At 61.9% G+C, this 25,117-nt stretch carries 23 protein-coding genes; 7 read left to right on the top strand and 16 right to left on the bottom strand.

Annotation, left to right across the window (positions count from 1 at the left end):
* From AC1DZT_RS20910 to AC1DZT_RS20885, 6 genes are all read right to left on the bottom strand, one after another.
* A partial coding sequence (locus tag AC1DZT_RS20910; protein ID WP_478008585.1) for an aldehyde dehydrogenase family protein occupies positions 1-345 on the bottom strand: 345 nt, incomplete at its 3' end.
* Between the two features lie 21 nt (positions 346-366).
* The gene (locus AC1DZT_RS20905; protein WP_478008584.1) at positions 367-1,407 is read right to left on the bottom strand and encodes an amidohydrolase family protein; all 1,041 of its coding nucleotides are present in this window, start codon (positions 1,405-1,407) and stop codon (positions 367-369) included.
* Positions 1,404-1,967 carry a carboxymuconolactone decarboxylase family protein gene (locus tag AC1DZT_RS20900; RefSeq protein ID WP_478008583.1) on the bottom strand — a complete coding sequence of 188 codons (564 nt, stop codon included), beginning with the start codon at positions 1,965-1,967 and terminating at the stop codon, positions 1,404-1,406. Before AC1DZT_RS20900 ends, AC1DZT_RS20905 begins: the two co-directional genes overlap by 4 nt.
* Positions 1,968-1,969: 2 nt before the next feature.
* A complete protein-coding gene (locus tag AC1DZT_RS20895; protein ID WP_478008582.1) occupies positions 1,970-2,842 on the bottom strand; it encodes a beta-keto acid cleavage family enzyme in 873 nt (290 codons plus the stop codon).
* Between the two features lie 19 nt (positions 2,843-2,861).
* A complete protein-coding gene (locus AC1DZT_RS20890) occupies positions 2,862-3,689 on the bottom strand; it encodes an SDR family NAD(P)-dependent oxidoreductase (RefSeq protein WP_478008581.1) in 828 nt (275 codons plus the stop codon).
* A 75-nt stretch (positions 3,690-3,764) separates the two neighbouring features.
* Complete coding sequence (locus tag AC1DZT_RS20885; protein ID WP_478008587.1) at positions 3,765-5,414, bottom strand: flavin-containing monooxygenase; 1,650 nt, start codon at positions 5,412-5,414, stop codon at positions 3,765-3,767.
* 451 nt (positions 5,415-5,865) lie between these two features.
* Between AC1DZT_RS20885 and AC1DZT_RS20880 the strand changes: the two genes are divergently transcribed.
* Positions 5,866-6,672, top strand: coding sequence for an aspartate/glutamate racemase family protein (locus tag AC1DZT_RS20880; RefSeq protein ID WP_478008580.1), 807 nt, complete (start codon positions 5,866-5,868; stop codon positions 6,670-6,672).
* 36 nt (positions 6,673-6,708) lie between these two features.
* On the opposite strand, the gene AC1DZT_RS20875 is transcribed toward AC1DZT_RS20880, so the two are convergent.
* From AC1DZT_RS20875 to AC1DZT_RS20845, 7 genes are all read right to left on the bottom strand, one after another.
* Positions 6,709-7,983: an NAD(P)-binding domain-containing protein gene (locus AC1DZT_RS20875; RefSeq protein ID WP_478008579.1), complete on the bottom strand. Its 1,275-nt coding sequence runs from the start codon at positions 7,981-7,983 to the stop codon at positions 6,709-6,711.
* 35 nt (positions 7,984-8,018) lie between these two features.
* Positions 8,019-8,321 carry a YciI family protein gene (locus AC1DZT_RS20870; protein WP_478008578.1) on the bottom strand — a complete coding sequence of 101 codons (303 nt, stop codon included), beginning with the start codon at positions 8,319-8,321 and terminating at the stop codon, positions 8,019-8,021.
* Between the two features lie 30 nt (positions 8,322-8,351).
* Positions 8,352-9,197 carry an SDR family NAD(P)-dependent oxidoreductase gene (locus tag AC1DZT_RS20865; protein ID WP_478008577.1) on the bottom strand — a complete coding sequence of 282 codons (846 nt, stop codon included), beginning with the start codon at positions 9,195-9,197 and terminating at the stop codon, positions 8,352-8,354.
* Complete coding sequence (locus tag AC1DZT_RS20860) at positions 9,148-10,149, bottom strand: Ldh family oxidoreductase (RefSeq protein WP_478008576.1); 1,002 nt, start codon at positions 10,147-10,149, stop codon at positions 9,148-9,150. Before AC1DZT_RS20860 ends, AC1DZT_RS20865 begins: the two co-directional genes overlap by 50 nt.
* Before the next feature lie 90 nt (positions 10,150-10,239).
* Complete coding sequence (locus AC1DZT_RS20855) at positions 10,240-11,091, bottom strand: SMP-30/gluconolactonase/LRE family protein (protein WP_478008575.1); 852 nt, start codon at positions 11,089-11,091, stop codon at positions 10,240-10,242.
* 63 nt (positions 11,092-11,154) lie between these two features.
* Positions 11,155-11,898, bottom strand: coding sequence for an SDR family oxidoreductase (locus tag AC1DZT_RS20850; RefSeq protein ID WP_478008574.1), 744 nt, complete (start codon positions 11,896-11,898; stop codon positions 11,155-11,157).
* Positions 11,899-12,119: 221 nt separating this feature from the next.
* Positions 12,120-13,010 (bottom strand): LysR family transcriptional regulator, encoded by an 891-nt coding sequence (locus AC1DZT_RS20845; protein ID WP_478008573.1) that lies wholly within the window; start codon positions 13,008-13,010, stop codon positions 12,120-12,122.
* A 139-nt stretch (positions 13,011-13,149) separates the two neighbouring features.
* On the opposite strand from AC1DZT_RS20845, the gene AC1DZT_RS20840 reads away from it, so the two are divergent.
* The 3 genes from AC1DZT_RS20840 (at position 13,150) to AC1DZT_RS20830 (ending at position 16,045) form a co-directional block, all read left to right on the top strand.
* Entirely contained in the window at positions 13,150-14,340 is a 1,191-nt protein-coding gene (locus AC1DZT_RS20840) for an MFS transporter (protein WP_478008572.1), read from the top strand.
* Between the two features lie 195 nt (positions 14,341-14,535).
* Positions 14,536-15,552, top strand: coding sequence for a zinc-dependent alcohol dehydrogenase family protein (locus tag AC1DZT_RS20835; protein ID WP_478008571.1), 1,017 nt, complete (start codon positions 14,536-14,538; stop codon positions 15,550-15,552).
* A 151-nt stretch (positions 15,553-15,703) separates the two neighbouring features.
* Entirely contained in the window at positions 15,704-16,045 is a 342-nt protein-coding gene (locus tag AC1DZT_RS20830) for a hypothetical protein (RefSeq protein ID WP_478008570.1), read from the top strand.
* Here the strand turns inward: AC1DZT_RS20830 and AC1DZT_RS20825 are convergent.
* The 3 genes from AC1DZT_RS20825 to AC1DZT_RS20815 form a co-directional block, all read right to left on the bottom strand.
* The gene (locus AC1DZT_RS20825; RefSeq protein ID WP_478008569.1) at positions 16,004-16,768 is read right to left on the bottom strand and encodes an SDR family NAD(P)-dependent oxidoreductase; all 765 of its coding nucleotides are present in this window, start codon (positions 16,766-16,768) and stop codon (positions 16,004-16,006) included. The two genes, AC1DZT_RS20830 and AC1DZT_RS20825, sit on opposite strands and share 42 nt — an antisense overlap.
* Before the next feature lie 3 nt (positions 16,769-16,771).
* Positions 16,772-18,394 (bottom strand): GMC family oxidoreductase, encoded by a 1,623-nt coding sequence (locus AC1DZT_RS20820; protein ID WP_478008568.1) that lies wholly within the window; start codon positions 18,392-18,394, stop codon positions 16,772-16,774.
* Between the two features lie 328 nt (positions 18,395-18,722).
* A complete protein-coding gene (locus AC1DZT_RS20815; RefSeq protein WP_478008567.1) occupies positions 18,723-19,661 on the bottom strand; it encodes a LysR family transcriptional regulator in 939 nt (312 codons plus the stop codon).
* A 478-nt stretch (positions 19,662-20,139) separates the two neighbouring features.
* Here AC1DZT_RS20815 and AC1DZT_RS20810 point away from each other — a divergent pair, with 478 nt between their 5' ends.
* The 3 genes from AC1DZT_RS20810 (at position 20,140) to AC1DZT_RS20800 (ending at position 25,109) form a co-directional block, all read left to right on the top strand.
* Positions 20,140-21,621, top strand: a complete 1,482-nt coding sequence (locus tag AC1DZT_RS20810) for an aldehyde dehydrogenase (protein ID WP_478008566.1) — start codon at positions 20,140-20,142, stop codon at positions 21,619-21,621.
* Positions 21,622-21,714: 93 nt separating this feature from the next.
* Positions 21,715-24,135, top strand: a complete 2,421-nt coding sequence (locus tag AC1DZT_RS20805) for an ATP-binding cassette domain-containing protein (protein ID WP_478008565.1) — start codon at positions 21,715-21,717, stop codon at positions 24,133-24,135.
* Complete coding sequence (locus AC1DZT_RS20800; protein WP_478008564.1) at positions 24,132-25,109, top strand: ABC transporter permease; 978 nt, start codon at positions 24,132-24,134, stop codon at positions 25,107-25,109. Before AC1DZT_RS20805 ends, AC1DZT_RS20800 begins: the two co-directional genes overlap by 4 nt.
* Positions 25,110-25,117: the final 8 nt, after the last annotated feature.

Here is a 25,117-nt window from a genome sequence, read left to right as displayed (position 1 = left end):
GAAGGTGGCCGAGCGTTCGATCTCGTTGCGCACCTCGGTCAGGGTCCGGCCGGATTCCAGCACGAAGATCGGCGCGATCGCCTCGGCCCGTTCACGCACCAAGGCCGCCGCCCGGCGCATCAAAGCCGCGCGCGCCGAGGGCAGCGTCTTGCGCCAGACCTCAAACCCGCGCGCCGAAGACTGCAAAGCCGCCTCCAGATCCGCCGCACTCGCCCGCGGCACGGTGCCCAGAATGGCCTCCGTCGAGGGGTTCTCGACATTGGCCAGCACAGGCCGGTCGTAAATCCACGCCCCATCAATCAAAAGACCAATGCGCGGATAGGGCGTCAGGGAAAGGTCGGTCATCGCGGGGACTTTCTTCGGGTTTTACATGTGTTTGGCAGGGGACCGGGCTTCGTCCAGTTTAATCCGGTAGAAGCGAGCGGCTGTTTCGGACATCAGGGCCGCAACCTCAGCGGGGCCTGCCCCGGCGATCAGGCGCTTGAAAGCATTCCATCCGACAAGGTAGCTGTAGCTGGCCTTGTCCACCGGGAAATTGCTTTCGAACATCGCGCGGTCCGGGCCAAAAAGGTCGATACAACTGTGCACCCAGGGTTGCCAGGCCTTGGCCAAGTCAACGGAGGACGGCGGTCTATCGCCCGCATCAAAGCCAAATCCTGACAGCGCCATGCCCAGCCCGCCGATCTTGACGCTGACGTTTGGACATTTTGCAAGCTCGCTCAGGGTGCGCCGCCACTCGCGATAGACCGTGTCGCGCTGTTCCGCGTAGGCCCCGATCCCCAGGACCCCGCCGCAGTGGTTGAGCACGATCGGGACCTCGGGAAATCTGCGCGCCAAGCCAACCAGTCGGGGAATCTGATGAAAATGCAGCCAAGCGTCAAAGCTGAGGCGCAGTTTTGCCAGTTCCGCAAAGCCGGCGAGGAAGGCGGGCTGCGCCATCATGTCTTCGGTGGTGGGATAAGCTGGATTGAGCAACCGGGCATCCGCATCCCAGGCCAGAATGTGGCGAATACCGCGAAAGCGTCCCTGACCCGCAGCGATATGCGCGTCGAGGAGGGGGCGGACTGCGTTGCCCAAGGTCAGATCGGCGTGGCCGACGATTGCTGAACAGAGGCCGTGGCCGTTTTCCAGGGCGGTCTGTACGGCGTAATCCGTTTCGCCTACTGGAAGAAGCAGCTCCGCTCCGGCTGTCCTGTAAAAACCACGCGCCTGCACGAGAACGGTGGCCACAACCCGGTGCCCCGTCGCAATGTCGCCGACATAGTCCGCGCCGAGGTAGCGGTTGCCGGGGCGGTCGAACATATGGTGATGTGCGTCAATGATCGGCAAGCCGGGGTCGATGACCGGCTCGTCATGAAGGGCAAGCCAGTCCGGGCGGATCGCCGGTTGGACGAACCTCTGGCTCATGCCCCGCCCTGAACCAGTTCAGGCGCAAAGCTATCGGGAAGGCCAATTTCGAAGGCGTTGAGGGTCAGGGCCACCATGCAATAGTAGCCCAGGATCGCTACAAGTTCGACCATGCCCGTCTCTCCCAAAGCATCGGTGCCCTGTCGGTAAAGGTCTTGGCCGATCTTGCCCTGTGCCAGAAGGCAGGTTGCGACCTTGAACACCGCCACTTCGCGCGGGTTGCGCAAATGGGGGGCGGGCTTGCGGGACGCGATGTCGGCAATCGTGACCGGGTCCAGCCCGGCCTCCAGCGCCATGCGCTTGTGGGCGGTCCATTCGTGATGCGAGGTCCAGTGCCGGCCGCATATGATGATGGCCAACTCGCTGAGGGCTGGGTCCAGGGTTGTGTCAAAGCGTAGCAATTCCCCAAGCCGCTGCCCACGGCGGGCCAGTTCGGGGTTGCGCAGCCAGGCGATCATCGGGGCAGGGACCTTGCCGCGCTTGCCGGAGACGACTTCAGCCACCACTTCGGCTTGTTCGGGCGTCAGGTCTTCCGGGCTGGGCATGTCGAGGCGTGGCATGGTCAGGCCAATCCCAGAATAACGCGCGCCTCGGCGGGGGAGGCGACCCAGGCGCCAATCTCCTGGATGATGCGGGCGGCGCGGGCCACCATCGGCGCGTTGCTTTCGGCTAGCACGCCCTTGGACATATAAAGGCTGTCCTCCAGACCAACCCGCACATGGCCGCCGTTCACCACGGACATGGCGACCGCCGGGAAATGCTGCGCGCCCACGCCAAACGCGCTCCAGTTTGCGCCGGGTGGCAGCATGGCTTTCATGACCTGCATCGATTCCGGCGTGGCAGGGGCGCCCCAGGGCACCCCGAGGCAGAGTTGAAAATAGGGCGGATCGGCAAACAGACCCTTGGCGTAAAGATGTTTGGCCAGGGCGATGTGACCCAGATCGAAGACCTCCAGCTCGGGTTTGACACCGGCCGCCCGGACCGCTTCGGCGATGCGCGTGATGTGGTCGGGCGTGTTGACGAAGGCATGTTTGCCGAAGTTCATCGTGGCCACGTCAAGGCTGCAAATCTCGGGGCGCAGTTCCAGCACATGGTTCATGCGGTCTTCCGGCAAGGCCATGCCTGCCGAGGCGTTCCGGTTGGGGTCGTTCGCATCGGGCGAAAAGCGCCCGCCGATGCCGGTGGTCAGGTTCAGGATCACGTCTGTGTCGGCGGCGCGGATGCGGTCGACCACTTCACGGTAAAGCGTGATCTCGCGGCTGGGGGCCCCGGTTTCGGGATTGCGGACATGAATATGCACGACTGCCGCCCCGGCCGCATGGGCCGCCAGCGCATCGTCGGCGATCTGTTTCGGGGTCACGGGGACAAACGGGCTTGCGCCCGTGGTATCGCCCGATCCGGTGACGGCACAGCTTATGATGACGGGGCGGTTCATGTCTGGGTCCTGCGTTGGGTCATGCGGTGCGCGCGGCGGTCATGCCGCCATCGACGACAAGCTGGGTGGCCGTGATATAGCCCGCCTCGTCGCTGGCAAGAAAGGCCACGGCATTGGCCACGTCCCAGGCGTCGCCCATGCGGCCCATGGGGACAGCGGCGTGCCGGTTGGCGATCAGCTTTGCCGCGTCATCCTCGCCAAGTTGCTTGACCAGACGGTGTTCGACAAGTGGCGTGTGCATCGACCCCGGGATCACCGTGTTCACCCGGATGCCCTTGCGGACATAGGCAATCGCGGTGGACCGGCCAAAGGCGACCAGCCCTGCCTTTGAGGCCGCATAGGCCGCGCTGACCCGGCCGCCCAGCTGGAAGGTCATCGCACCGACGCTGCCGATGTTGATGATCACCCCGCCTTTTCCATCGGCGGCGAACTGCTGCTCCATCACCGGCAGCACATGTTTGCAGCCCAGAAAGGCAGAGGTCAGGTTCAGGTCAAGCTGTTGTTGCCAGACCTCTTCGGGCATCGAAACCGGGTCACCGGGGGCGCTGCCGCCCACGTTGTTGACCAGAATGTCGATGCGCCCGAACCGCTCCACACAAGCGCCGACCACGGCGGCAAAATCTGCGCTGACCAGCATGTTGCAGGTTAGCGGCAGCCAGCGGTCGCCCAGGCCTTCGGCCTGCATGATCCGGGTCGTGGCGGCCAGGGACTCGGCGCTCAGATCAGCACCGCACACCATTGCGCCCTGCCGCGCCAACAGCACGGCCGTTGCCTTGCCATTGCCCCAGCCTTCGCCAACCGACCCCGCGCCGGTCACGAGGGCAACTTTGCCCGAGAAATTCAACATCCGCTGGTTCGAGCCCCGCTCTGGAATGAAAACCAACCGGGCGGCAGAAAGCCTCCGCCCGGTCAAACCGTGGTCTTAGGCGACGAGCCCGAGTTCGCGCACCTTGATGCCCATGGCGATGTAATGCGAGTAGATGCGGCAATGCGCGAAGCCGCCGCCAGTGAACCACAGGCCCTGCTGCGGTGTGGCCACGAACATGTTCGCGATCTCACCGTTAGGGGCGATGCCCCAGATCGGACCAACCTTGTCTGCGATCTTGTCCCCCAGCATTTCACGCACCACCGACTCCTGACTTTGGTAGCCGGTCGCCGTCACGATCAGATCAGCCTCTGCAATGGTGCCATCCCGCAACAACAGGCCATTCTCGACGTAGCGGTCGGTTTCTTCGTGTTGCAAAAGGCCCACTTCGCCTGCGGCGATCAGTTCCGAACAGCCGCAGTTCAGATAATAGCCGCCATGGCGCCGCCGGAATTTCATCTGGTGGCCGGTTTCATCCTCGCCAAAGTCCAGCTTGAAGCCGACCTTGTTCAGACCCTCCAGAAGGTCCTTGTCGATGACTTTGGCTTTTTCCACTGCGGCTTGATAGCCCTTCACCAGCAGGGGATAGCTGCTTGCGACGGCGATGCCATCGCAGTCTTCGAGCGGGATATCCTCTTCATAGTAGACCGAGTGAACGATACCCGCGGCTTTGATGCTTGACACTGTGACCGAGCCGCGCTGGATCATCGTCACCTTCGCGCCGTGGCCATGCAGATCCTGCGCTACGTCGTGACCGCTGGTGCCGGCCCCCACGACCAGAACCTTCTTGCCCTTCCACTTGGCCCCTTCGCGGTAATCATGCGTATGGATGACCGTGCCCTTGAAGGTATCAAGACCCGGCAGCTTTGGCGTGACGGGGCGACCTGCGATGCCATTGGCCAGGATCAGGTGGCGCGGGTGCACGGTGCTTTCGGTGCCATCCGCACGGCGCATCCGCACCGTCCATGTGCCCTTGGCCTCGTCAAAATCGGCGCCAAGGAATTCCGTGCTGTTCCACACATTGCATTCCATGGCCCAGGCGTAAGTCTCCAGCCAGCCCGCGATCATGTCTTTGGGCAGGTATTTCGGCCAGTTGGGCGGCCAGGGCAAATAGGGAAGGTGGTTCAGCTTGACCTGATTGTGCAGCGCCAGAGAGTGGTAGCGTTCGCGCCAGATGTCGCCCACGCGGGCCCGTTGATCAATCAGCAGCGTGTCAACACCCAGCAGCCCCAGCCGTGCCGCAATCGCCAGGCCAGCTTGCCCAGCCCCCACGATCAGCACGGCAGGCTCGCGGTCGGTGAAGGCAGATTTCTTGGCTCGGATGTCGGTCCAGTTGTCGCCGCCAAAGTTGCGCGAATAGGCCGAACCTGCAGGGCGGTTCATGTTGATCGGCTCTTCATGGCCTTTCAACTCGTCCAGCGTGGTCGCCAGAACCCAGGCTTTTTCGGGCTGATCGGCCACCAGGCGCACGATCCCGCTACAGCGGGCAAAGGCGGTTTCGAAGGAGAAAAACGCCTCGATCGAGTCGACCCCGTGGCGCCGGACACGACGGGGCGCCGTCCGATGTTCGGCGAATTTGAAGTTCGTGGCCTGAATGGTCGGTTGAGCGGCCAGAAGGCCGTGCACCGTATCGTCCAGGCTGTCATGCGGTGTGATGGTCCAGGTAAAGGCCATCAGGTCGCGCCAGTGAACCTCGGTCCACAGCACGCGGCGCAATAACGACTCTGAACCTGCCTTGAGGGCTGCCTCAAAGGCTGACAGCCATTGCACAACCAGTTGGGCATCGCTGCATGCCCCGACACTGATTTCATTCATAACACATCGTCCTCCCGTATGCGTCGCGCCGGAAGAGGGTACGGGGATCGGCGGCGCTGAGATACGCGGCGGGAAGGGAAGCTATTTGGCGCAGGTTGCAAAGATGGAGGTTCCACGCCCGCCGTGCGCACCACCTTTGCCATTTCGGGGCAGGTGCTTTGCGCAGGCCGGAAAAGTATGTTTATATTAAATTTGGTGTAATAAATTCAATTGGTTGAACATAAATACCCCCAGGCATTCGCCCCCGTCCCACCGGATCACCCAAGCGCGCTGGCCCAGGCGCTTGACCTGGGGTGGTCTTGGGCGGATGACACAGCATCACTCATGTCATTGGAGACTGTAGATGCGGCTCTATTACCAGACACTCGGCATGTCGCGCGGTTCCAAATCGGGGCATTACGGCAAGCTTTTGCAAAATGTGATTGCTGATGCCGCAGCGCCCGGCACCACGATCGACATCTTTGGCCTTAGCCCGCACCGGGCCGTGGCTGACCAATACCGCTATCTGGAGTTTCTGGACACCAGCGAAGTGATTGAAAACGGCCTGCGCGCCGAACGCGAAGGCTATGACGCCATCGTCATCGGCAACTTCTTTCAGCCGGGCCTGCATGAGATGCGCGAACTTTTGAACATCCCGGTTCTGGGTCTGGCAGAAAGCGCCGTGCAGATGGCCTGTCTGATGGGGCCAAGCTTTTCGCTGATCAACGTGAACCCCAAGTTCAACCGCCGCATCGTGGATGGAATCCGGCTACAAGGTCTGGAAGGCCGGATGGTCTCGGTCGAGATGATGACGGTCGAACGTCCGGGTGTCTTCGACATCGCCTTGTCAGACCCTGAAGTGCGGCAAACGATCGTCACCCAGTTCATCGCCACGGCGCGCGTGGCACTGGACAAGGGGGCCGAGGTGCTGATCCCCGCCGGAGGCAGTCTTATGGCGGTGCTTATTCAGGCGGGTCTTGCCGAGGTTGACGGCGCGCCGGTGTTGAATGGCATCACGGCCTTGGTCAAGACGGGGGAGATGGCGGTCCAGATGCGCGCTTTGACGGGTGTGTTCACCAGCAAGCGGCTGACCTATGCGCCGCCGACGGGCAAATTGCTCGCAGACGTGCGTGCGGCCTATGGGGACGCGCTTTACCCTGGGTCAGAATAAGACCAGGTCCGGCCCCAGACATCTGGGGCCGGGTCGTCACACCTGATCGTAACCGAAGGTCAACTGTCCAAGAGATGCGTCGGCGCCAAGGCGCGTCCTTGTGTCCTGCACGAAAGCCAATGCTGTTTGCGGCATGGACAAGGGAATCCCCAAGGTAGCTGCCTGCAAGGTCAGTGCTGCAAGGGCAGCTTCCGCTTCCTGCAAGGTCCAGGGCAGGGCTGCCGCACGGACCTGCGCCATGGCAGGCAAAATCTCGGCTGATACGGCGCTCCATGCCGATCCGACATTCAGGATCCGCGCCATCTCGGTCCGCGGTAGGCCAAAGCGCAGGCCCATGCTGACACACTCGGCCACCGCGATCAGATTGCACACGACCACCGCAAGCTCGATCTGCGGCAGAAGGGTGGCATCGGGGGCAGTCTCCTCGCCGACCAGCGTGGCTCCGGACAGTCTTTCTGTCAGAGGGATCACGTCATCCAGCTTGGCATTCTGTCCCAGCAGGTGCAGCCCCATCTGCATCAGGCTGCGCGCGCCAGCCGTCATGGGCATGGCAGAGCCGGTCGCAGCGCCGAGGGCAAGCGCCTCGTTCAGGTCCTTGACCATCAAGGACAGGGCAAAGTTTGTCGTCGAGCGCCCCTCGACCAGCCCGACCAGCATGTTCCGGCTGGTGAAATTTGCGCCCGGCCCGGCGTTCAGCGCGGCTACAAGGGTCGCCAGCCCCAGACCTGCCTTGCGCCCCAATGCCACCAGTTCCAGCGTGGCCATGCGGTAGCCCGCCCCGATGGCATTGTTGACCAGTTTCAGGGCCTGACCATCGCCGACCCGCGGACTGCAGCGAAAGACCTTGTCGCTCATCGCGTTCAGAACCGGCTCTGCCCGCGTCCATGCCGCATCCGGGCCAGAGGCGATGATCGTGACCTTGCCTGCCTGCGCCGCCGGAATCCCGCCGCTGACCGGCGCGTCCAGCATCAGGACACCTCTGGTTCCCAGATCGGCGGCAATCGCGGCCGTCTGGCCGGGGTTGCCGCTGGTTTGGTCGATGATCAGCTTGCCGGGTGACAGCCCTTCGACCAGACCCCCCGGCGCGAACAACGCATCCCGGACATCCGAGGTGCGGGGCAGGCACAGGATTATGATATCACACTTCCGGGCAAGGTCAGCCGCACTTGCAGCCGCGCTGGCCCCTTGGGCGACCAAAGCGGCTACGGCGGCCGGATTGCGGTCAAGCACCACCAGGTTGTGCCCCTTGGTCAGATGGGACGACAAGGCCCCGCCCATGGCCCCAAGGCCAAGATATCCGATCTTCGTCATAGCAGGTCCTTGTCGATTACCCGACGCTTGCGGCGTCAATGCCCTTCCATCAGGCTCGGATTGTAGCGGCCCTTGCGCATGCGGTAGATCGTGACACGCTTGAAGATACCGGCTTTGTAAAACGTCTCGTTGTAGATGTAGCGTTCGGCTTCGGCTCGGTCGGCCACGTTCATCACGAAAAGGCTGCCATGTGCGATGGCGGCGTCATCCGATTGCAGCGGGCCCGAAAAGAAGATCTTGTCGCCCCAGGATTCCAGATAGGCGCGATGTTCGGCCAAGTGCGTGGCGCGCAACTCATGCGTGTTGTCAGCGTCCTCGCAGTAAACAGAGTAGAGCATTGGTGTGTCCTTTGTTGAGGGGGGCTGCGCTTACATGCGGTCCGAACGGCCGCCGTCGACATGCAGCGTGTGACCGGTCACATAGCTGGATTCGTCGGAGGCAAAGAACAGGATGGTGTTGGCCAGTTCTTCCAGCGTCCCGATACGTCCCAGCACGACGGTTTTCTTGCGGTAATCCAGATGCTCTTGCACCTGCTCCGGCGTGCGGGTGGACGACGAAATTCCCGTCAGGAAGGTGCCAGGCGCCACGCAATTCACGGTAATACCATCTGGGCCCAATTCGCGGGCCAGCGTTTTGGTCAGCATGTTGACGCCGGCCTTGGCTGCCGCATAGGCCGAACTGCCACCGGGCGAACCCGCCGTACCATGCGGCGCGGCGCCGGTGCCGAGGGCGGAGGAAATGTTCACGATCCGGCCGTATTTTTGCGCGCGCATCTGCGGTGCCACCGATTGGGCGCAAAAGAACACACCCTTCAGGTCGACATTCAGAACGGCATTCCAATCCTCGCTGGTCGCCTCGGCAAAGGGCCTGTACCGCGAGATGCCGGCATTGTTCACCAGAATGTCTATCCGTCCCAGCTGACGCACAACTTCAGCCGCCATGACCTGGGTCTGTTCGCGGTCCGAAACGTCGCAAACCTGGCCGATGGCGCGGTAACCTTTGGCGGTCAGATCGGCTAAGGCGCGTTCGATATTGGCGGGGTTCATGTCGGCAATCACCAGGATTGCGCCTTCCTGCCCGAACCTGTCCGCTGCAGCCTTGCCGATGCCGGAGGCGCCGCCGGTGATGATGGCAACCTTGTCCTTGAGTCTCATGTCCTGTCCCTCAATTTCTGACGGCAGTCGGGCCGTTCCGTAGCGCAACCAGTGTGTCATAGACCGCCTGGTCAACCTCGATCATGCCAAGTGCCTGGGATTTGGCACGTTTGGCCAAAGAGCTTCGGCCCGGCACCCGGACTGCGGCCGTTCCGGGCGCAGGCCGCGAGCCTTCAATGTGGGTAACCAACTTGCTCACCTCTTGCCGGAAATCGGCCGCGGCCCCCAGAAGGCTCGGGTCGATCACAAGGAAGAAGAAGCCACTGTCGGTGACTTCTTCGGCCACCATCTTGCCACCCGCCATGATGGCCAGAACCTGAACGACGAGCGCGAGCCCGTAGCCGCGATGGCCACCCCAGGGCAGAAAGGCCCCGGTCAGCGCAGCCGTCGGGTCGGTGGTGGGGTTGCCCTCGGCATCGACCGCCGAATCCGGGTCAAGCGGCTGGCCCAGCTTTTGCCGCAAAAGCACATTGCCCCAGGTCGTCATGCCGGTGCCAAAGTCGATGACCAGCGGTTCGGGGTCACAGGGAAAGGCGAATGCCACCGGATTGGTGCCGAAGATCCGATCAATGCCACCGGCCGGCGCGACCCGGGCCTGGGTGCTGGCGGTGTGCAAGGCGATGAAGCCGGCCCGCGCCGCGCGTTCCACATAATAGGCCAACCGCCCGCTGAACCAGGTGTCGCGGATGCCCACGACACCGACCCCAGACTTGCGCGCCAGTTCAATCGCCTTGTCGATCCCGATGAGCGAGGTGACGTAGCCATTGTTGCCACCCCCTTCAACCACGGCGGAATTGGCGCTTTTTTCGGTGACGGTGATCGGATTCCCCGCAGGGTGGTCAGTCAAATGCTGCACCAGTGCCATGACCCGGGGCAGCCCCGCAAAGGCATGGCCCGCACCGGCAGCATCCACCAGATGGTCGGCAACAATACCGGCATGATCCAGCGGCATCCCGTGGCTTTTCAGCACATCAATCGCCAGTTGGCGCGCATCGGCAAAACTCAGCAGCATCCCGAACCTCCCTCGTTCGTCCCCTGCCTAACCCGAAACATGGCCCGGCGGGTATCATCACAGAATGGCAACAATCTTTGCGTTCGGCGATCAAATCACCGCGCTGGCTGCGCCGACATCGACGGTCAGCGTGAACACCGCCGCCTTTCGTTTTCCCGGCGCAATATCTTCGACCGGGCCACAAAACACCGTGCAGAACAGGGTGTGGCCATCGGGGCCGCCGATGGCGCAAGACACCCCGCGCCCGTCAAAGACGATGCGGTCGGTGATTTCGCCGCCATCCAGCACACGCAGAAACTCGCCCGTGTTGAAACACGCCACCCAGACCGCACCTTCGGCATCGGCACAGATACCGTCGGGAAACCGATCTCCCAGATCGGCAAAGACGCGCCTGTTGCTCAGCGCGCCATCAGCGCTGCGGTCAAAGGCGATGAGGTTGCCTTCCCAAGTCTCGGCCACCACCAGGGTTCGGCCTTGATCGAGGATCGCCATGCCATTGGGGAAATCGACTTCGCTTGCGGCTGTGCTGATCGTGCCATCCGGGTCCACGCGGTGAATGCAGGAGGTCTTGCGTGGCTCTCCGGCGTCATAGTCATAGCCAAAGTTTCCGACGTAGATCCGCCCCTCCGCGTCGACCGTGAAATCATTCACATCGCAGGCGGCATGGCTGGAAAGGTCCGCATAAAGGACAAGTTCCGATCCAATGATCTTGCACAGGCGCCGGTTCTTGGAGGACACCACGATCGGAGTGCCATCCGGCAGAAATCCAAGGCCAGAGGGGCGATGCGGCACCTCGCAGACCACCTCTCGCGAGCCATCCAGTCCAAGGCGATAGACCTTGTGGTCGAACACGTCCGAAACCCACAGCTTGTCACCATGCCATTTAGGGGCTTCCAGAAACCGGAAATCGTCAATCAGCCTTTGGGCTTTATGTTCTCGCATTTCCCCCCCTTGCCCCTGCCGGGGTCGTATGTCGGGCGCGGGCCTTGCACGCGCCCGGTAGGCTTACATGCCGCCATCAACCTGAATGTTCTGGCCGGTGATCATGTCTGATTGCGAGGTCGAAAGAAAAACCGCCAGATTGGCGATGTCCACCGTCTCGATCCGGCGCTTCATGCTTTGGTTGGTCAGAACCCATTGATGGTATTCTTCGCGTTTGTCGCCACGGTCGCGGAACTCGGCCTCCGAGACCACCGCACCGGGCGAGATGCCGTTGACGTTGATCAGCCATTCGCCCAACTCGCGCGCCATGCCCTTGATCAGGCCATACATCGCACCTTTTGAGGCGATATAGGGCACATAGCCTGCCCAACGCCCGGTCAGGGTGAGCGAGGTGATGTTGACGATCTTGCCGTACTTCTTGGCCTTCATGTGCTTGGCGCAGATGCGCGACAGCAGGAAGACCGCGGTGGAGTTCACCCGGATCTGGTCTTCATATTCCTGCAGGGTGAATTCGTCATGCTGCTTGAAGATCACCAAAGCGGCGTTGTTGACCAGAACGTCGATGCCGCCGACCTCCTCGGCCAAAGCGGTGGCTGTGGTCTCAAGCTCGACCAGATTGCCCAGATCGCAGCCGACATAGCGGATACCCTTGGCGATGGCATCCAACGTTTCTTGTGCGCCGGGCATGTCGGGCCGGTCCATCGCGATGACGGTCGCGCCTTCCTCGGCATAGCGCGCGACCAGCGCCCGCCCGATCGAGCCGAGGGCCCCGGTGATCAGGACGTTCTTCCCCACAAGTTGAGCCATTTGTTTCCCTTTCCTTCGGTCGAAGGCTTTGTGCCATCATATGGCGTTATCGTGTGGTCTGGATTGTGCATTGCCACATGCGGGCAGACGCGCCTAGCGACGCTGTCAGTCCGAACCTCCACCCTTATCAACGGACATTATAAGGGGAGGTAACCGACCCCGATAGGCAGCGCGCCGTAAAGGACTTTCACTCGCGGCGCAAAAGGCCGCGCCCCGACGAGCTACCGTTGCCTCAAGGCGTTGGCGATGACCGTAAAGACCGGTGAGTTTTGGCGACGGCTGGGATAGAACAGGAAATATCCGGGGAACCAAGGACACCAGTCATCCAGGATTTGCGCCAAGCGACCCTCTGCGATGTGATCCTTGACGATATCCTCGGGCAGATAAGCAATGCCATGGCCGGACAAGGCAGCATCAAGCACGGGCTGCGAGGAATTGAAGGTCAGTTGCCCCTCGACTCGGACCCGCAATTCTTGACCGTCGCGGCTGAACTCCCAGACCGAAAGCCCGCTGGAGGTCGAGTGGCGTACGTTGATGCAGTTGTGTCCCAGCAATTCATGCGGATTGGTTGGGGCAGGGCGCTCCTGGAAATAGTCGGGGCTGGCCACCAGAACCAATCGCCAATCCGGGCTGACCCGCAAGGCCACCATATCTTTTTCAAGGCTTTCACCAAGGCGAATGCCGGCGTCAAAGCCCTCTTCGACGATGTTGCGCAGAGAGTTGTCGGCGTTCAGTTCGATCTTGATGTCCGGATATTGCTTCAAAACCGCGCGCAGTTTCGGCCAGACGACCGTGGTCAGGGCATGATCGGACAATGTGATGCGCAAACTGCCGGAAGGCGTGTCCTTGGCAGCCATCAAGGCGGCAATATCGGCATCAATCGCCTCGATGCGCGGGGCCAGCGCTTCGGCCAGCCTTGCACCTTCAGGGGTCAGGGCCATGCTGCGCGTGGTGCGGGCGACCAGACGAAGGCCCATGCGCGTCTCCAGCCGTTTGATCGTATGGCTCAGTGTCGATTGAGCCACGCCAAGCTTGGCGGCCGCACGCGTGAAGCTTTTCTCGCGGGCCAGCGCAAGGAACCACAGGAAATCATCGAAGTCGGGTTTGGGCATCGGGCCTCCTTTCACTCTATTTATGCCCAAAACCGATAAGATCAAGCAAATTACATGGGCTAATCCGCTAGACCGGTCGATGTTATGTGTGTCCTGCATCAAGGAGGGGTGCGCTCGCATTTTCAACCATGGGACCAACATGCACGCAACAGATCAGCAAAGCCTTGACGCCACGACCGTAACGTGGAGCGCCGTCTATGCGGTGGCCTTCAGCGCCGCAGTCATCGTAGGGTGCGAGTTTTTGCCCGTCAGCCTCCTCAGCCCCATCGCGCACGACTTTGCCGTCAGTGAAGGACGCGCGGGGCAGATCATCTCTGTCTCAGGTATCTTTGCCATTCTGACCAGCCTGTCGGCTTCCCGGCTGACGAGGGCGGTGGATCGCAAGACGGTCATGCTGGGCTTTGCTGTCAGCTTGCTCTTGTCCAACCTGATCGTGGCCACGGCCACGAACTTTCCGGTGCTCATGCTGGGGCGGGTCCTTCTTGGCATATCAGTGGGCGGTTTCTGGTCGTTCTCGACTGCCGTCACGATGCGCTTGCTGCCGCAGCGTGAGGTGTCGCGCGGGTTGGCCTTGATTGGCAGCGCGGTGGCGGTGTCCACCACCGTCTCTGCACCACTGGCCAGTAGTCTGGGCGATATCCTCGGTTGGCGCGGCACGTTCTTGCTGACAGTGCCTGTCGCGGGTCTCTCCCTCGGATGGCTTTGGATCAGCCTGCCGAAACTGCCACCGAACAGAAAGGGCATCAAAGTCAGTTCGCTGCGCCTGCTGCGGAACCGTCAGGTGGCCCTTGCCACGACTGCGGCTCTGCTGCTGTTCATGGGGCAATTCGTGATCTTTACCTATATCCGTCCCCTATTGGAAACGACCGCAGGGTTCTCGGTGCCTGCGATGTCCAGCGTCTTGTTGGCCATGGGGCTGTTCGGCGTTGTCGGGTCGTGGTGGGGCGGGCTTGAGCTGCGCAAAAGCCTGTTCCGACCGCTGATCCTGCTGCCAGCCCTGCTGTCCGTGGTGGGATTGGGCCTTGTCTTTCTGGGGACCTCCCAGCCGGCCGTCATTGGCCTGTTTATCACCTGGGGTTTTCTGAGCTCTGCCGCCAACATCGGCTGGGGCATGTGGTTGTCGCATGCCTTGCCGGGCGCGGCAGAGGCCGGCGGAGGGCTGCAAGTCGCGGCCATTCAATTGGCCATCGCCTGTGGGGCGCTCGTCGGCGGTCTGGTTCTGGACATCGCGGGATGGCAGGCTTCCATCGCGGTTGGCGTGGTGGTCTTGATCGGCGCTGCCCTCGCGGCGGCCGCAACAGCGGCTGATTTTACCGGAGCCGAGCAATGACCGTGACCCAGAGATCCGCTTTGCCTTCGCGCCCCTGATGACGCGCGGCAGCCTCCCGCTCCGCGTCTCGTCATTCGCCGCATCAAGCGGACAAGCCAAGGACATTCGGCGCGATGCCCGTCTGGAAGGAAAGGGTGACAGCCGCTGACAAGGGCGCCTGAACTCGAGATTTGGAAATCGAAAAGGAGTACAACCATGTATGCAACCGTTCTGCACGGCCCGGGCGATGTTCGTTATGAACAGATCGCCGAGCCTAAAATCCTGAAACCGACCGACGCCATAATCAAGCTGTCTGCAACCTGCATTTGCGGTTCCGATCTTTGGCCCTATCGCGGCCTGCAAGCTATGGAAGGCCCCATGAACATGGGGCACGAATACTGCGGTGTCGTCGTGGAGGTAGGCAGCGCTGTCCGCACTGTGAAGCCGGGTCAATTCGTCGTTGGCTCTTTCTGCATTTCGGACAACACCTGCCCGCATTGCAAGCACGGCTTCCAATCCTCTTGCGAGCAGCGTGAGTTCATGTCGGGCGCGCAGGCCTCTTATGCCCGCGTGCCTTTGGCCGATGGTACGCTGGTCGCCACCGCCGAACTGCCGTCCGAGGATCTGATCCCCAGCCTTCTGGCCGTGTCCGACGTGCTGGGCACCGGTTGGTACGCCGCCGACGCGGCCCGGGTTCAGCCGGGGTCAACCGTGGTCGTCGTCGGAGACGGAGCGGTTGGCTTGATGGGCGTGCTGGCGGCCAAACAGATGGGGGCGGCGCGTATCATCGCGATGAGCCGGCACAAGACCCGTCAAGATCTGGCGTTGGAATATGGCGCCACGGACATTGTTTCCGAGCGGGGCGACGCGGGCGTGGCCCGCATCAAGGAACTGACCAAGCGCATCGGAGCGGACGCGGTACTGGAATGCGTGGGCACCCAGGAATCCATGACTCAGGCCATTCAGGTGGCGCGCCCCGGTTCGATGATCGGCTATGTCGGCGTGCCGCATGGGGTGGAATTTGACGGGCAAACGCTGTTCTTCTCGCAAACCGGGATGATGGGCGGTCCCGCCCCGGTACGCCGTTTCATGCCCCATCTGCTGGATCTGGTTCTCAGCCGGAAGATCAACCCGGGCAAAGTCTTTGATCAGCAAATTGCTCTGGCCGACGTGGCCGAAGGCTACCGCGCCATGGACGAGCGCCGCGCGATCAAGACCCTTCTGATGGTCTGATTGCGATTGAACTTCATGCGGCCGGGAAGCGCTGTACGCCTCCTGGCCCCCCACATGTCTCCTCTTCCAAGGTAGGATCGCACGTAAAAGATCGCGCAAACTGGTGCCAGTTTCCCAAGAGAGTCAGATCGTCTTCACTGCCGCAGGCACCATGTCGGTGCAAGTGATGAACCCGAATGCAAATGCAGCGCAGACACTCTATACTGTCAATGGTTGCGAGGCGACCTATGGCACCATCGTGATTGACGAGACCAAGAGGACTTTCCGCTTGACCGTTGAATCCTCACTGGTGCTTGACCTGATCGGCCAGAAGCTGGAGCGCGCCTGCGAGCTGTCAGACAAGCAACTGGGTCTGAACCCCGCCAACCCCCAAGGAAATCTGGCGGGTGGTTTACCAACGCATCTGAGGTCGGCTGTTGGCGGAATGAGTGTTCCTGCCTTTGCCGAGCGTTTACGCGGCGCAGAGGGGCGTTTCAGAGATCCGCTCACATAGCGCCAGAAACTGCCTTTGTAACATGGGGTTCTGCGTTGCGGGATCGGGTCGAGCCATGCGGCGATGGTGAAAGTATTCCCCAGTCGCCGTGGAACCGCCTTCGGCAAGCCAGCTTTGCGTCTCGCAGCCCAGCTGCAGATCATCGGGCGCCGAGACGCCACCCATCCTTGTTGGCACCCAACCGGGATCCACGGCGTTTGCATGGACGTTTGGCCACCAGCGCGCCACAGCAAAAGCCAGGAGAGTGACTAGGAACTTTGACTGGGAATAGTCGCAGCTCAGGAGCGAAGGGCCATCTTTCCAGAGTTTGTCCATCTCCATCGCGTCTGGGGCGAAATGCATGCTTGAGCTGAGATAGACCAGCCGCGCGGGCCGCGTGATCCGCGCTGTCAGCACGTAAGGTGCCAGCGCGTTCACTGCAAAGACCAAAGGCAGCCCATCGCAGGTCAGACGTGCCGCCCCCTGCTCGCCCACGCCGGCGTTGTGGATGACAGCATCGAATGGTCCGCAGGCATTGGCGCCTTCGGCAACCTGATGCATGCCTGCAAGGGTTTCAAGATCGCCGATGACAATGTCGGCTACCTTCGGCTCTGCTTGGCGGATGTCAGCGGCGCGGGCGGCGCTGCGGGCGTGGAGCACGACCTGATGGCCGCGCGCCAGCAGGTATTTGCTCGACAATAGACCCAGACCCGCAGATGACCCGGTGACGAAGATCCGCGCCATGGGTCAGACCGGCAGGGCACGGCGCGGCAGGGCGTCCCGCCGGATCATGTCGCCGCCCTTGACGCCAATCATGATGGTCGGTGCGTTGGTGTTCCCCGAGGTCAGGCGCGGCATCACCGAAGCGTCCACCACCCGCAACCTTTCTACCCCGCGCACGCGCAGCCGTTCATCCACTACAGCCATCGCATCCTTGCCCATCTTGGCCGTGCCGCCCTGATGGTGGGCCGAGTTTCCGGTTTCGATCATGAAGCGCAGGATGTCGTCGTCCGTTTTCACCCTGGGCCCCGGCACCTCTTCGGCCACCACGCGGGCGGCAATCGGCTTGGTCGACATGATCTGGCGGATTTGCTTGATGCCGCTTATCATGGCGCCGATGTCGTAGGAGTCGGTCAGGAAATGCGGTGCGCTGACCGCCTTGTCGGCTATATTCGCCGACCGCAGCGTCACCGAGCCCATGGTCCGCGGCCGCAGCTGGTAGACCGAAACCCCCATGCCCGGCTGTTTTTCCACGGCAACGGTGCCATTCGGAAAGTATTCGAAGGTCATCGGACGAAAGCTGATTTGCAGGTCGGCGCGCTCCTCGTCGGGGCTGCTTTTCACAAAGGCCGCAACCTGAGACGAACCCAGCGCCAGATAGCCGCGATGGGTCATCAGATATTTGAAGCCTTCCCAATACTTCCGCAGCCCGGCGATATTTGCGTTATAAGAGCTGTCGGCAGTCGCGCGCCAACCGGTGTGGATGTAAAAATGGTCTTGCAGATTTTGACCCACCCCGGGGCTTTCGTGAACCATGGCGATGCCATGCCGTTGCAACTCGGCCCCCGGTCCGACGCCCGAGACCATCAAAAGCTGCGGCGTGTTGATCGCCCCACCAGACAGGATCACTTCGCGCGCGGCCAGGATCTTCTCCAGCCCGCCCTGACGCAGGACCTCGACGCCGGTGGCGACGCGGCCCTCGAAAAGCACGCGCTGCACATGGGCACCGGTCATGACGGTCAGGTTTGGCCGGTTCAAGACCGGCTTGATGAAGGCGACATAGGCCGACTGCCGCCGGCCGTTCTTGATGGTGTGCTGCATGAAGCCCACCCCATCATGCCGGGCGCCATTCATATCCGCGAGCCGCAGACTGCCGAGGCTGGCGGCCGCTTCGATGAAATCGTAGCTGCTTTGGGATTTCACCACCGGATCGCTGACCCCCAGAGGCCCCGCATCCCCGCGCCAGGCGTCGCCGCCACGCTCAAAGTTTTCCATCGACTTGAAGTAGGGCAGCACGTCGTCATAGCCCCAGCCCGGATTGCCCAGATCACGCCAATCGTCAAAATCGCCCTGATGACCTCGGATGAAGACCATACCGTTGATGGCGCTGGACCCACCCAGAGTCTTGCCGCGCGGCCAGTACATCTGGCGCCCCTTCAGCGCAGGCATTGGCTCGGTGTGATAGTTCCAGTTGAGGGTCTTGTGGAAATAGAGTTTGGCCATGCCGGCAGGCGTGTTGATCCAGAATCGGTTGGCATGGGGCCCGGCCTCCAGCAGCAAGACTTTGATCTTGGGGTCCTCTGACAAGGCCCGCGCGACCGGGCACCCAGCAGAACCAGCACCAACGATGATATAGTCGTAGATTTCCATTTCAGGCCTTTCATTGCCAGACGCGCGGGCTCGGTCTTGCGGATGGATCTTGCACCGTCAGCCCATCAATCACCTGCGTCGCAGCATGCCATTCTAGCCGCACGCCATCCGGAGGCACGGCAAAACCAATCCGCTTTGCCAGCCGCTATTAGAGAATGTAATACCCTGACCTCACCGCCCGGGTGCCAAAATCGGACGAGCGCCGTGCAAAGCTGCCTTGCGCCTGATGCAAAAATCTTGGGCGCCGGAGGTCATCTTGCATCGGCAAATCCATGACGGGTCGGCCTCTGCGCGCGCAAAGCCGACGATTCCGGCCAGCATGGCGGACTCAGACCAGGCGATCCCTTCGACAAAACTCCAGACCGGCTGCCTCTACCGCGTCCACCAGATGTCGGCTGATTTCGTCGACCTTGTAGCCCTCGCGGAAGAAGACGGCGATGTTGCGATCCAGCTGGGCATCCTCGATGGGCAGGCTGATCAGCTTGCCCTCGGCCTGTTCCATGCGCACGGCGTGGGCGGGCAACATGGCCAGATGATCGCTGCCCGCCACCAACGATTTCATGATGGCAACCGAGCCGCAGACGGTGACTTGCGTTGGCGCCGCAACTTGGGCGGCCCTCAAGGCGGCCTCCAGAACGGTATGGGGGCGACGGGCGGTCGGATATATCCACGGGTAGGCTGCGATGGCGTTCCAGTCGATCCCCGCCTGATGTGACAACGGGTGATCAGGCCGGGCAATCACACAAAGCCGGTCGCGGAACAACACGCGTTGCCGAAGACCCTCTTCCAAATCATAGCATTCAGTGAAGCCAAAGACGAAATCGAACTCACGGCGCAAAAGACCCAGAAGCAAGTCGATCTGGGCATTCTCGGCCACTTCGATCCCACGGTCCTGATGCGCTTCGCGCCAACGGCCAAGGGCGGCGGGCAGGACAGAGCTTGCAAGACTGGGCAAGCTGCCAATCCGCAAGGGACCGGCTTCGGGGGCCCGGTGCAGGGCCATGGCACGCAGCGTTTGATTGATCTCGTCCCGGATCAGCCGAGCATGAGAGTAAAGCACCGTGCCCATCTCTGTCGGAATGGCGCCTTTCGGGCCGCGCTCCAGCAGTTGCTGGCCCAGTTCCGTCTCCAGCCGCACCATCGAGGTCGACAGGGCAGGCTGCGAAAGCTTCAGCACCTTTGCCGCGCTTTTGAAGCTGCCATGCTCGATGATCGTGGCGAAATAGACCAGCTTGCGGGCATCAAGTGTCGGAGTCTTCGACGCCATTCCTCTCTCCGAAACAGGGTACCCCCGGGGTCAAAAGCCGATCGAGCTCACAGTCGCTCAGGGCTTGACCTGTCGCAAGGGGCTTGTACGGGCAAAGCCGACGCGGCACGCGCGGCTGGGTTCCAGAGATTTGTCCCTGATCGGCCTCGGACCACATCGGCAAGCGATTTTCGACAGGGATATAAATCGAAGCTCTATCCCTCAGGACGGACCGTGACTGTGCGTTTGCGGACTCTTTTATTAATCAATAGTCTATTTATTAGCGAACAGGCTGCCGTAACGAAAACGACACAAGCGGGTGCACAGGCGTGCGTCTGGTCGGTGCCGGATGCGGCCTACGTTGGGAGGACCAGATGCTAAATATCTTGACCAGATCCTTCGGGGATCTGCAGCAGGCCGTCATTCCGCAACATGCGGAACCGGTTTCGGTATGTCTGATATTGGGTGTCCTGGCCTCACGAACTGGCGAGGAGGGCTGATGACGACGAAGGATTATGGACATTGGATCAACGGTTCGGAAGTGGCTGCCGCGAGCGGTGACTGGATCGAGACGTTTGACCCCTATCGCGGCACGGTTTGGGCGCGGGTGGCGCGCGGTACTGCGGCGGATGCGGACAAGGCGGTGGTTGCGGCCAAGGCAGCAATGACTTCGGGCCCCTGGGCCAGCATGTCGGCCACGGCGCGCGGTAAGATCCTGCGGCGGATCGGTGATGCAGCCATAAGCCAGATGGACCGCCTGGCGGAGATCGAGGTGCGCGACAATGGCAAGCTTCTGGGAGACATCAGGGCCGGATTGAACTTCAAGGCCGACATCTGGACCTATTATGCCGGGCTGGCCGACAAGATCGAAGGCACGGTCATGCCGGTTGAAAAGCCCGACATGCTGGCCATGACCTTCCGCGAGCCGGTGGGCGTGGTCACGGCGATCACGGCCTGGAACTCGCCTTTGCATTTCTTCGCCCTGAAATGCGCTCCGGCTTTGGCGGCGGGATGTGCGGTGGTGCTGAAACCTTCGGAGTTCTCATCTGTCAGCTCGCTGGAATTCGTCCGCATCGCCGAAGAGGCTGGGCTGCCCCCGGGCGTGCTGAACGTCGTCACCGGCTTTGGCGCCGAGGTGGGTGCGGCTTTGGTCGGGCATCCTGATGTGGCGATGATCACCTTTACCGGCTCTGACGCTACTGGCGCGCGGATCTATGAACAGGCGGCGCGCGGCATGAAGCGGGTCGCGATGGAACTGGGCGGCAAGTCTCCCAATATCATCTTTGAAGACGCAAATCTGGATACGGCCGCGCATGGCGCGATCGCCGGCATCTTTGGGGCGACGGGCCAGATGTGCACGGCGGGCTCGCGGCTTCTGGTGCAGAATTCGGTGAAAGAGCAGGTTACGCAAAAGCTTCTGGACATTGCCCGCACGATCAAGATGGGCGATCCGATGGACCCGCAGACCCAGATGGGTCCAATCTCGAACAAGCCGCAATATGACAAGGTCATCCAATACATCGATGTGGCCCACCAGGACGGCGCGCTGCTGCTTCTGGGCGGCAAGCCGGCCCAAGGCCCCGATCTGCTGGGCGGTCAATTCGTCGAGCCGACGATCTTTACTGATGTGCGCAACAACATGCGCATTGCCCAGGAGGAAGTCTTCGGCCCGATCCTGTCGATCATCGGGTTCGAAGATGAAGCTGAAGCAATCCGAATTGCCAATGACATCAGTTTCGGCCTCGCGGCTGGGGTCTGGACCAAGGACATCGGCCGGATGATCCGCATGTGCAAGGCGATCGAAACGGGCATGGTCTGGGGCAACACCTACCGCACCTACAGCTTCATGGTGCCCTTGGGCGGTCGCAAACGCTCCGGTCTGGGACGCGAGTCGGGCATCGAGTCCCTGCATGAGTTCCTCGAAACCAAGTCGATCATGATCTCAACCGCGGACATCACACCGGGTTTCACACCCAGGTAAAACAAGATGGCGGGCTGGTCTGGGAGGGCCGCCCGAATATTACAGATTTCTTGGGGGGAGCTGGGATTGGGAGAAACGGATAGGACAGGTGCGGTGCTTGTATCGGCGCGCGGGCTGTCAAAGAGCTTCGCCGCCAACAAGGTGCTGAAAGAGGTCAGCCTGGAGATCCGGGCTGGAGAGATCCTCGTGCTCCTGGGGCCGAACGGCGCGGGAAAGTCGACCTTTCTGAACATCATCGGCGGCACCTTGCCGCCGACCGAGGGGGCCTTGACCGTGGCCGGGCAAGAGGTGGATTTCGCCTCATACAGCGGTGGCGTGGCGCGTGGCCTTGGCATCCAGCGCGTGTTTCAGGAATTGTCGACCTTTTCCAATCTGACGGTGGCCGAAAATCTGGCCCTGACCTCGACCGAGGGGCAGGCGCTGGGGCGCAAGGACCTGATCTTGCAGGCCCGCACCCGGATGCAGGCCTTTCCGCGCAACCGGATTTCGGTGACCGAAGAGGTTTCCGAGCTTTCCGTCGCGGAGCGCCAGATGGTCGAGATCGCGCGCGCCATGACCGAACCTGGGACGCGGCTGGTCATCCTGGACGAGCCGACCTCGGCGCTTTCGGTGGAAGAGGCGGACCAGCTGGCTGAACTGGTGAACGCCAAGGCGGCCGAGGGTGTGGCGATCATCTATGTCACCCACAAGCTGGAAGAAGCCCTGCGCCTGGCCCACCGCGTCGTAGTTCTGCGCGATGGGCGGCTGCATTGGGACGGCGACGGACGCGGCCTGACGCATGACCATCTGCTGACCCTGCTGGGCGCCGCCCCAGAGGTGCCGCGTCCTCAGAGCCCGGCTGCATCTGATCCTGCCACCCGGCCTTTGTTGGCGGTCAACGGGCTGGAGACCGACCGACTGCACCACATCCGCATCCGGGTGGGTGCTGGCGAAATCGTCGGCATTGCTGGGTTGGAGGGCGCCGGTCAGCGCGATTTGTTGCAAGCGATTTTTGACGCACGCGGCCACAAGTCAGGTGCCATCCAATCGCTGACCGACATCGCCTATGTCAGCGGCGACCGCAAACGCGAGGGGCTTTTGCCTCTGTGGAGTGTTGAGGACAATGTGGCTATCACCGCAGCCTCGCGCTTTTCGCGCTTTGGCTTTGTGCGATTTCCCGCGCTGAAGACCGCCGTTCATGGCTGGCTGGATGAACTGGGTCTGCGCCACCGGGCGCAGTCCGATATCACAGCCTTGTCGGGCGGCAACCAGCAACGCGCTTTGCTCGGTCGGGCTCTGGCCAGTGAGGCCCCTCTGTTGTTGCTCGATGACCCGACCCGGGGCGTCGATGTCAGTGCCAAGGGTGCGATCTATGAGATTCTGGGCCAGCTGAAAGACAAGGGGCGCGGGGCAATTCTGTATTCCACCGAAGTCGGTGAATTCCGCGAATGCGACCGGGTCTATGTCATGGCGCGCGGCCATGTCGTGGCCGAGTTCAGCGGTGCCGAGGCCACCGAAGAGCGTATCGTGAAGGCTTCATTTCTGCATCCTGGCGGAGAGGGCCCCCGTTCGACGGCCGGCGACAGCAACAACCGCGACAGTGAAGCAGGCCTGCGCCGCCTGATGGGATGGCGGGCGCTGCCGGCGGCAGCCTTGCTAATGGGCATGTTCCTGCTCGCCTATGGCCTGCAACCCCGGGTTCTATCGCCCTTCGGGCTGGAGCTTTTGCTGCAGGCCTCGGTGCCTTTGGCCTTGGCGGTGATGGCGCAGATGCTGTTTGTCCTGGGCGGTGACATTGACCTTGGACTTGGCTTTAGCGTGGGTCTGGCAAACATCATCGCCGCGACATGGCTGGTCAGCGACCCGGTATTGGGCGTCCTGGGTCTGGCGGCGCTGGTTCTGGGCTATGTGCTGATGGCGGTAATCGTCGAGATGCTTGGTGTGTCTTCAGTGGTGGCCACGCTGGGCGCGTCCTTCGTCTGGCTGGGCCTCGGGCTGATGATCCGCGAGACACCCGGCGGCTCCTCACCGGAAGGACTGGCACATTTCACCAAAATGAAGCTTTGGCCGCTGCCCTTTGCCTTCTACCTGCTGATCGCTGTCGCGCTCGTCGGGCTGTGGCTGACCCGCAGCTGGAGCTACAGCATCCGGCTTCGTGCGTTCGGCCATAACCGCAAGATCTATCAGGCGCTTGGCTATTCGGCGCTCATGGGACGGATCACACTCTATGCGCTGGCCGGAGGCTTTGCCGTTCTGTCAGGTCTGTGGATCACCGGATCAACCGGATCGGGCAATATCAACGTGGCGGCCAGCTTTACGTTGTCGTCGGTCACGGCGGTGATTGTCGGCGGGGCGAGTTTTGCCGGGGGCCTGGTCTCGCCTCTGGGCGCGGTCATGGCCGTCGTCGGCATCTCGCTCATTACCACCAACCTGGGCCTGCTGGGCGTCAGTTCGGAATATTCGACCGCTCTGGGTGGCGTTGTTCTGATCCTGGCCCTCAGCTTCCGCTCTCTCACAGGGACGCGCGCGCTATGAGCAATACGTCTTTCACGCCCGAGCCGCCAAAATCCTTCCTGCAAAGCGCAAGCCGCCTGTCCTGGATGGGGGCCCTTGCGGCGTCAGCAGCGCTTTGGCTGTTGGCGGGTGCTGTGACGGGTACGCTGTCCTTCTCCTTCATTCTGGCAAATGCGACCATCGCCGCGTTTCTGGCGCTGGCCGGTGCAGCGCAGATGACGGTGATCGCCAGTGGCCCCGGCAATTTTGACCTGTCCTTGCCCTATATCGTGACCTTCTCGGCCTATGTTGTTTCGGGCGGGTTGTTGGGGCAGGGCCATGTTGCGGCCTCACTGGCCCTTGCCTTGGCGATTGGCGCTTTGGTTGGCGCCATCAATGCGCTGCTGATCGTGCGGCTGCGAATCCCGTCGATCGTGGCTACTCTGGCCTCGGGTTACATCCTTTACAGCTTTATCGTGGCCATTCAGAACCGTGGCTTTGGCAGGGTCGGCGGGGTCTTCGAGGACCTGCTGCGCGGGCGCATTGCCGAGGTATCGGGCGCCCTGATTGCCGCAATGCTGACCTTGGCCCTGCTGGCCCTGGTGCTGAGGCGGACGGTCTTTGGTCTGCAACTGCATGCGATGGGTCAGAATGGAGAGGCTGCACGATTGGCCGGCGTGCCGCGTGGCTGGCTAACCCTTGGCACTTTTGCCCTTTCGGGACTGTTGTCCGCCTGGCTTGGCGCCCTTTTGGCGACCTATCAGGGCGGCGTCTCGGCTGACCTCGGTCGCATATACCTGCTGGGCTCGGTTGCGGCGGTGGTGGTCGGCGGCACACGGATATCGGGCGGCATCACTTCTGTCATTGGCACCGCCCTTGGCGCTCTGGTGCTGGTCCTGACGCAATCCGACCTTGTGCTGCTGAAGTTCAGCGTCGGCGCGCAATACGTGATTCAAGGGCTGATCGTGCTGATCACGGTCAGCCTCGTGGCCATCCGGTCACAAACCGGCAGGTAAGCCGCAAA

This window comes from Rhodobacter sp. P1_C2 (assembly GCF_056406375.1).
Note: the sequence above shows the minus strand (reverse complement) of the source record. Positions and strands in the feature narration are given on the sequence as shown.

Coding starts and splice junctions, on each gene's coding strand:
- AC1DZT_RS20905 (WP_478008584.1), bottom strand. CDS start 1,407: ATGAGCCAGAGGTTCGTCCAACCGGCGATCCGCCCGGACTGGCTTGCC.
- AC1DZT_RS20900 (WP_478008583.1), bottom strand. CDS start 1,967: ATGCCACGCCTCGACATGCCCAGCCCGGAAGACCTGACGCCCGAACAA.
- AC1DZT_RS20895 (WP_478008582.1), bottom strand. CDS start 2,842: ATGAACCGCCCCGTCATCATAAGCTGTGCCGTCACCGGATCGGGCGAT.
- AC1DZT_RS20890 (WP_478008581.1), bottom strand. CDS start 3,689: ATGTTGAATTTCTCGGGCAAAGTTGCCCTCGTGACCGGCGCGGGGTCG.
- AC1DZT_RS20880 (WP_478008580.1), top strand. CDS start 5,866: ATGCGGCTCTATTACCAGACACTCGGCATGTCGCGCGGTTCCAAATCG.
- AC1DZT_RS20875 (WP_478008579.1), bottom strand. CDS start 7,983: ATGACGAAGATCGGATATCTTGGCCTTGGGGCCATGGGCGGGGCCTTG.
- AC1DZT_RS20870 (WP_478008578.1), bottom strand. CDS start 8,321: ATGCTCTACTCTGTTTACTGCGAGGACGCTGACAACACGCATGAGTTG.
- AC1DZT_RS20865 (WP_478008577.1), bottom strand. CDS start 9,197: ATGACACACTGGTTGCGCTACGGAACGGCCCGACTGCCGTCAGAAATT.
- AC1DZT_RS20860 (WP_478008576.1), bottom strand. CDS start 10,149: ATGCTGCTGAGTTTTGCCGATGCGCGCCAACTGGCGATTGATGTGCTG.
- AC1DZT_RS20855 (WP_478008575.1), bottom strand. CDS start 11,091: ATGCGAGAACATAAAGCCCAAAGGCTGATTGACGATTTCCGGTTTCTG.
- AC1DZT_RS20850 (WP_478008574.1), bottom strand. CDS start 11,898: ATGGCTCAACTTGTGGGGAAGAACGTCCTGATCACCGGGGCCCTCGGC.
- AC1DZT_RS20845 (WP_478008573.1), bottom strand. CDS start 13,010: ATGCCCAAACCCGACTTCGATGATTTCCTGTGGTTCCTTGCGCTGGCC.
- AC1DZT_RS20840 (WP_478008572.1), top strand. CDS start 13,150: ATGCACGCAACAGATCAGCAAAGCCTTGACGCCACGACCGTAACGTGG.
- AC1DZT_RS20835 (WP_478008571.1), top strand. CDS start 14,536: ATGTATGCAACCGTTCTGCACGGCCCGGGCGATGTTCGTTATGAACAG.
- AC1DZT_RS20830 (WP_478008570.1), top strand. CDS start 15,704: ATGTCGGTGCAAGTGATGAACCCGAATGCAAATGCAGCGCAGACACTC.
- AC1DZT_RS20825 (WP_478008569.1), bottom strand. CDS start 16,768: ATGGCGCGGATCTTCGTCACCGGGTCATCTGCGGGTCTGGGTCTATTG.
- AC1DZT_RS20820 (WP_478008568.1), bottom strand. CDS start 18,394: ATGGAAATCTACGACTATATCATCGTTGGTGCTGGTTCTGCTGGGTGC.
- AC1DZT_RS20815 (WP_478008567.1), bottom strand. CDS start 19,661: ATGGCGTCGAAGACTCCGACACTTGATGCCCGCAAGCTGGTCTATTTC.
- AC1DZT_RS20810 (WP_478008566.1), top strand. CDS start 20,140: ATGACGACGAAGGATTATGGACATTGGATCAACGGTTCGGAAGTGGCT.
- AC1DZT_RS20800 (WP_478008564.1), top strand. CDS start 24,132: ATGAGCAATACGTCTTTCACGCCCGAGCCGCCAAAATCCTTCCTGCAA.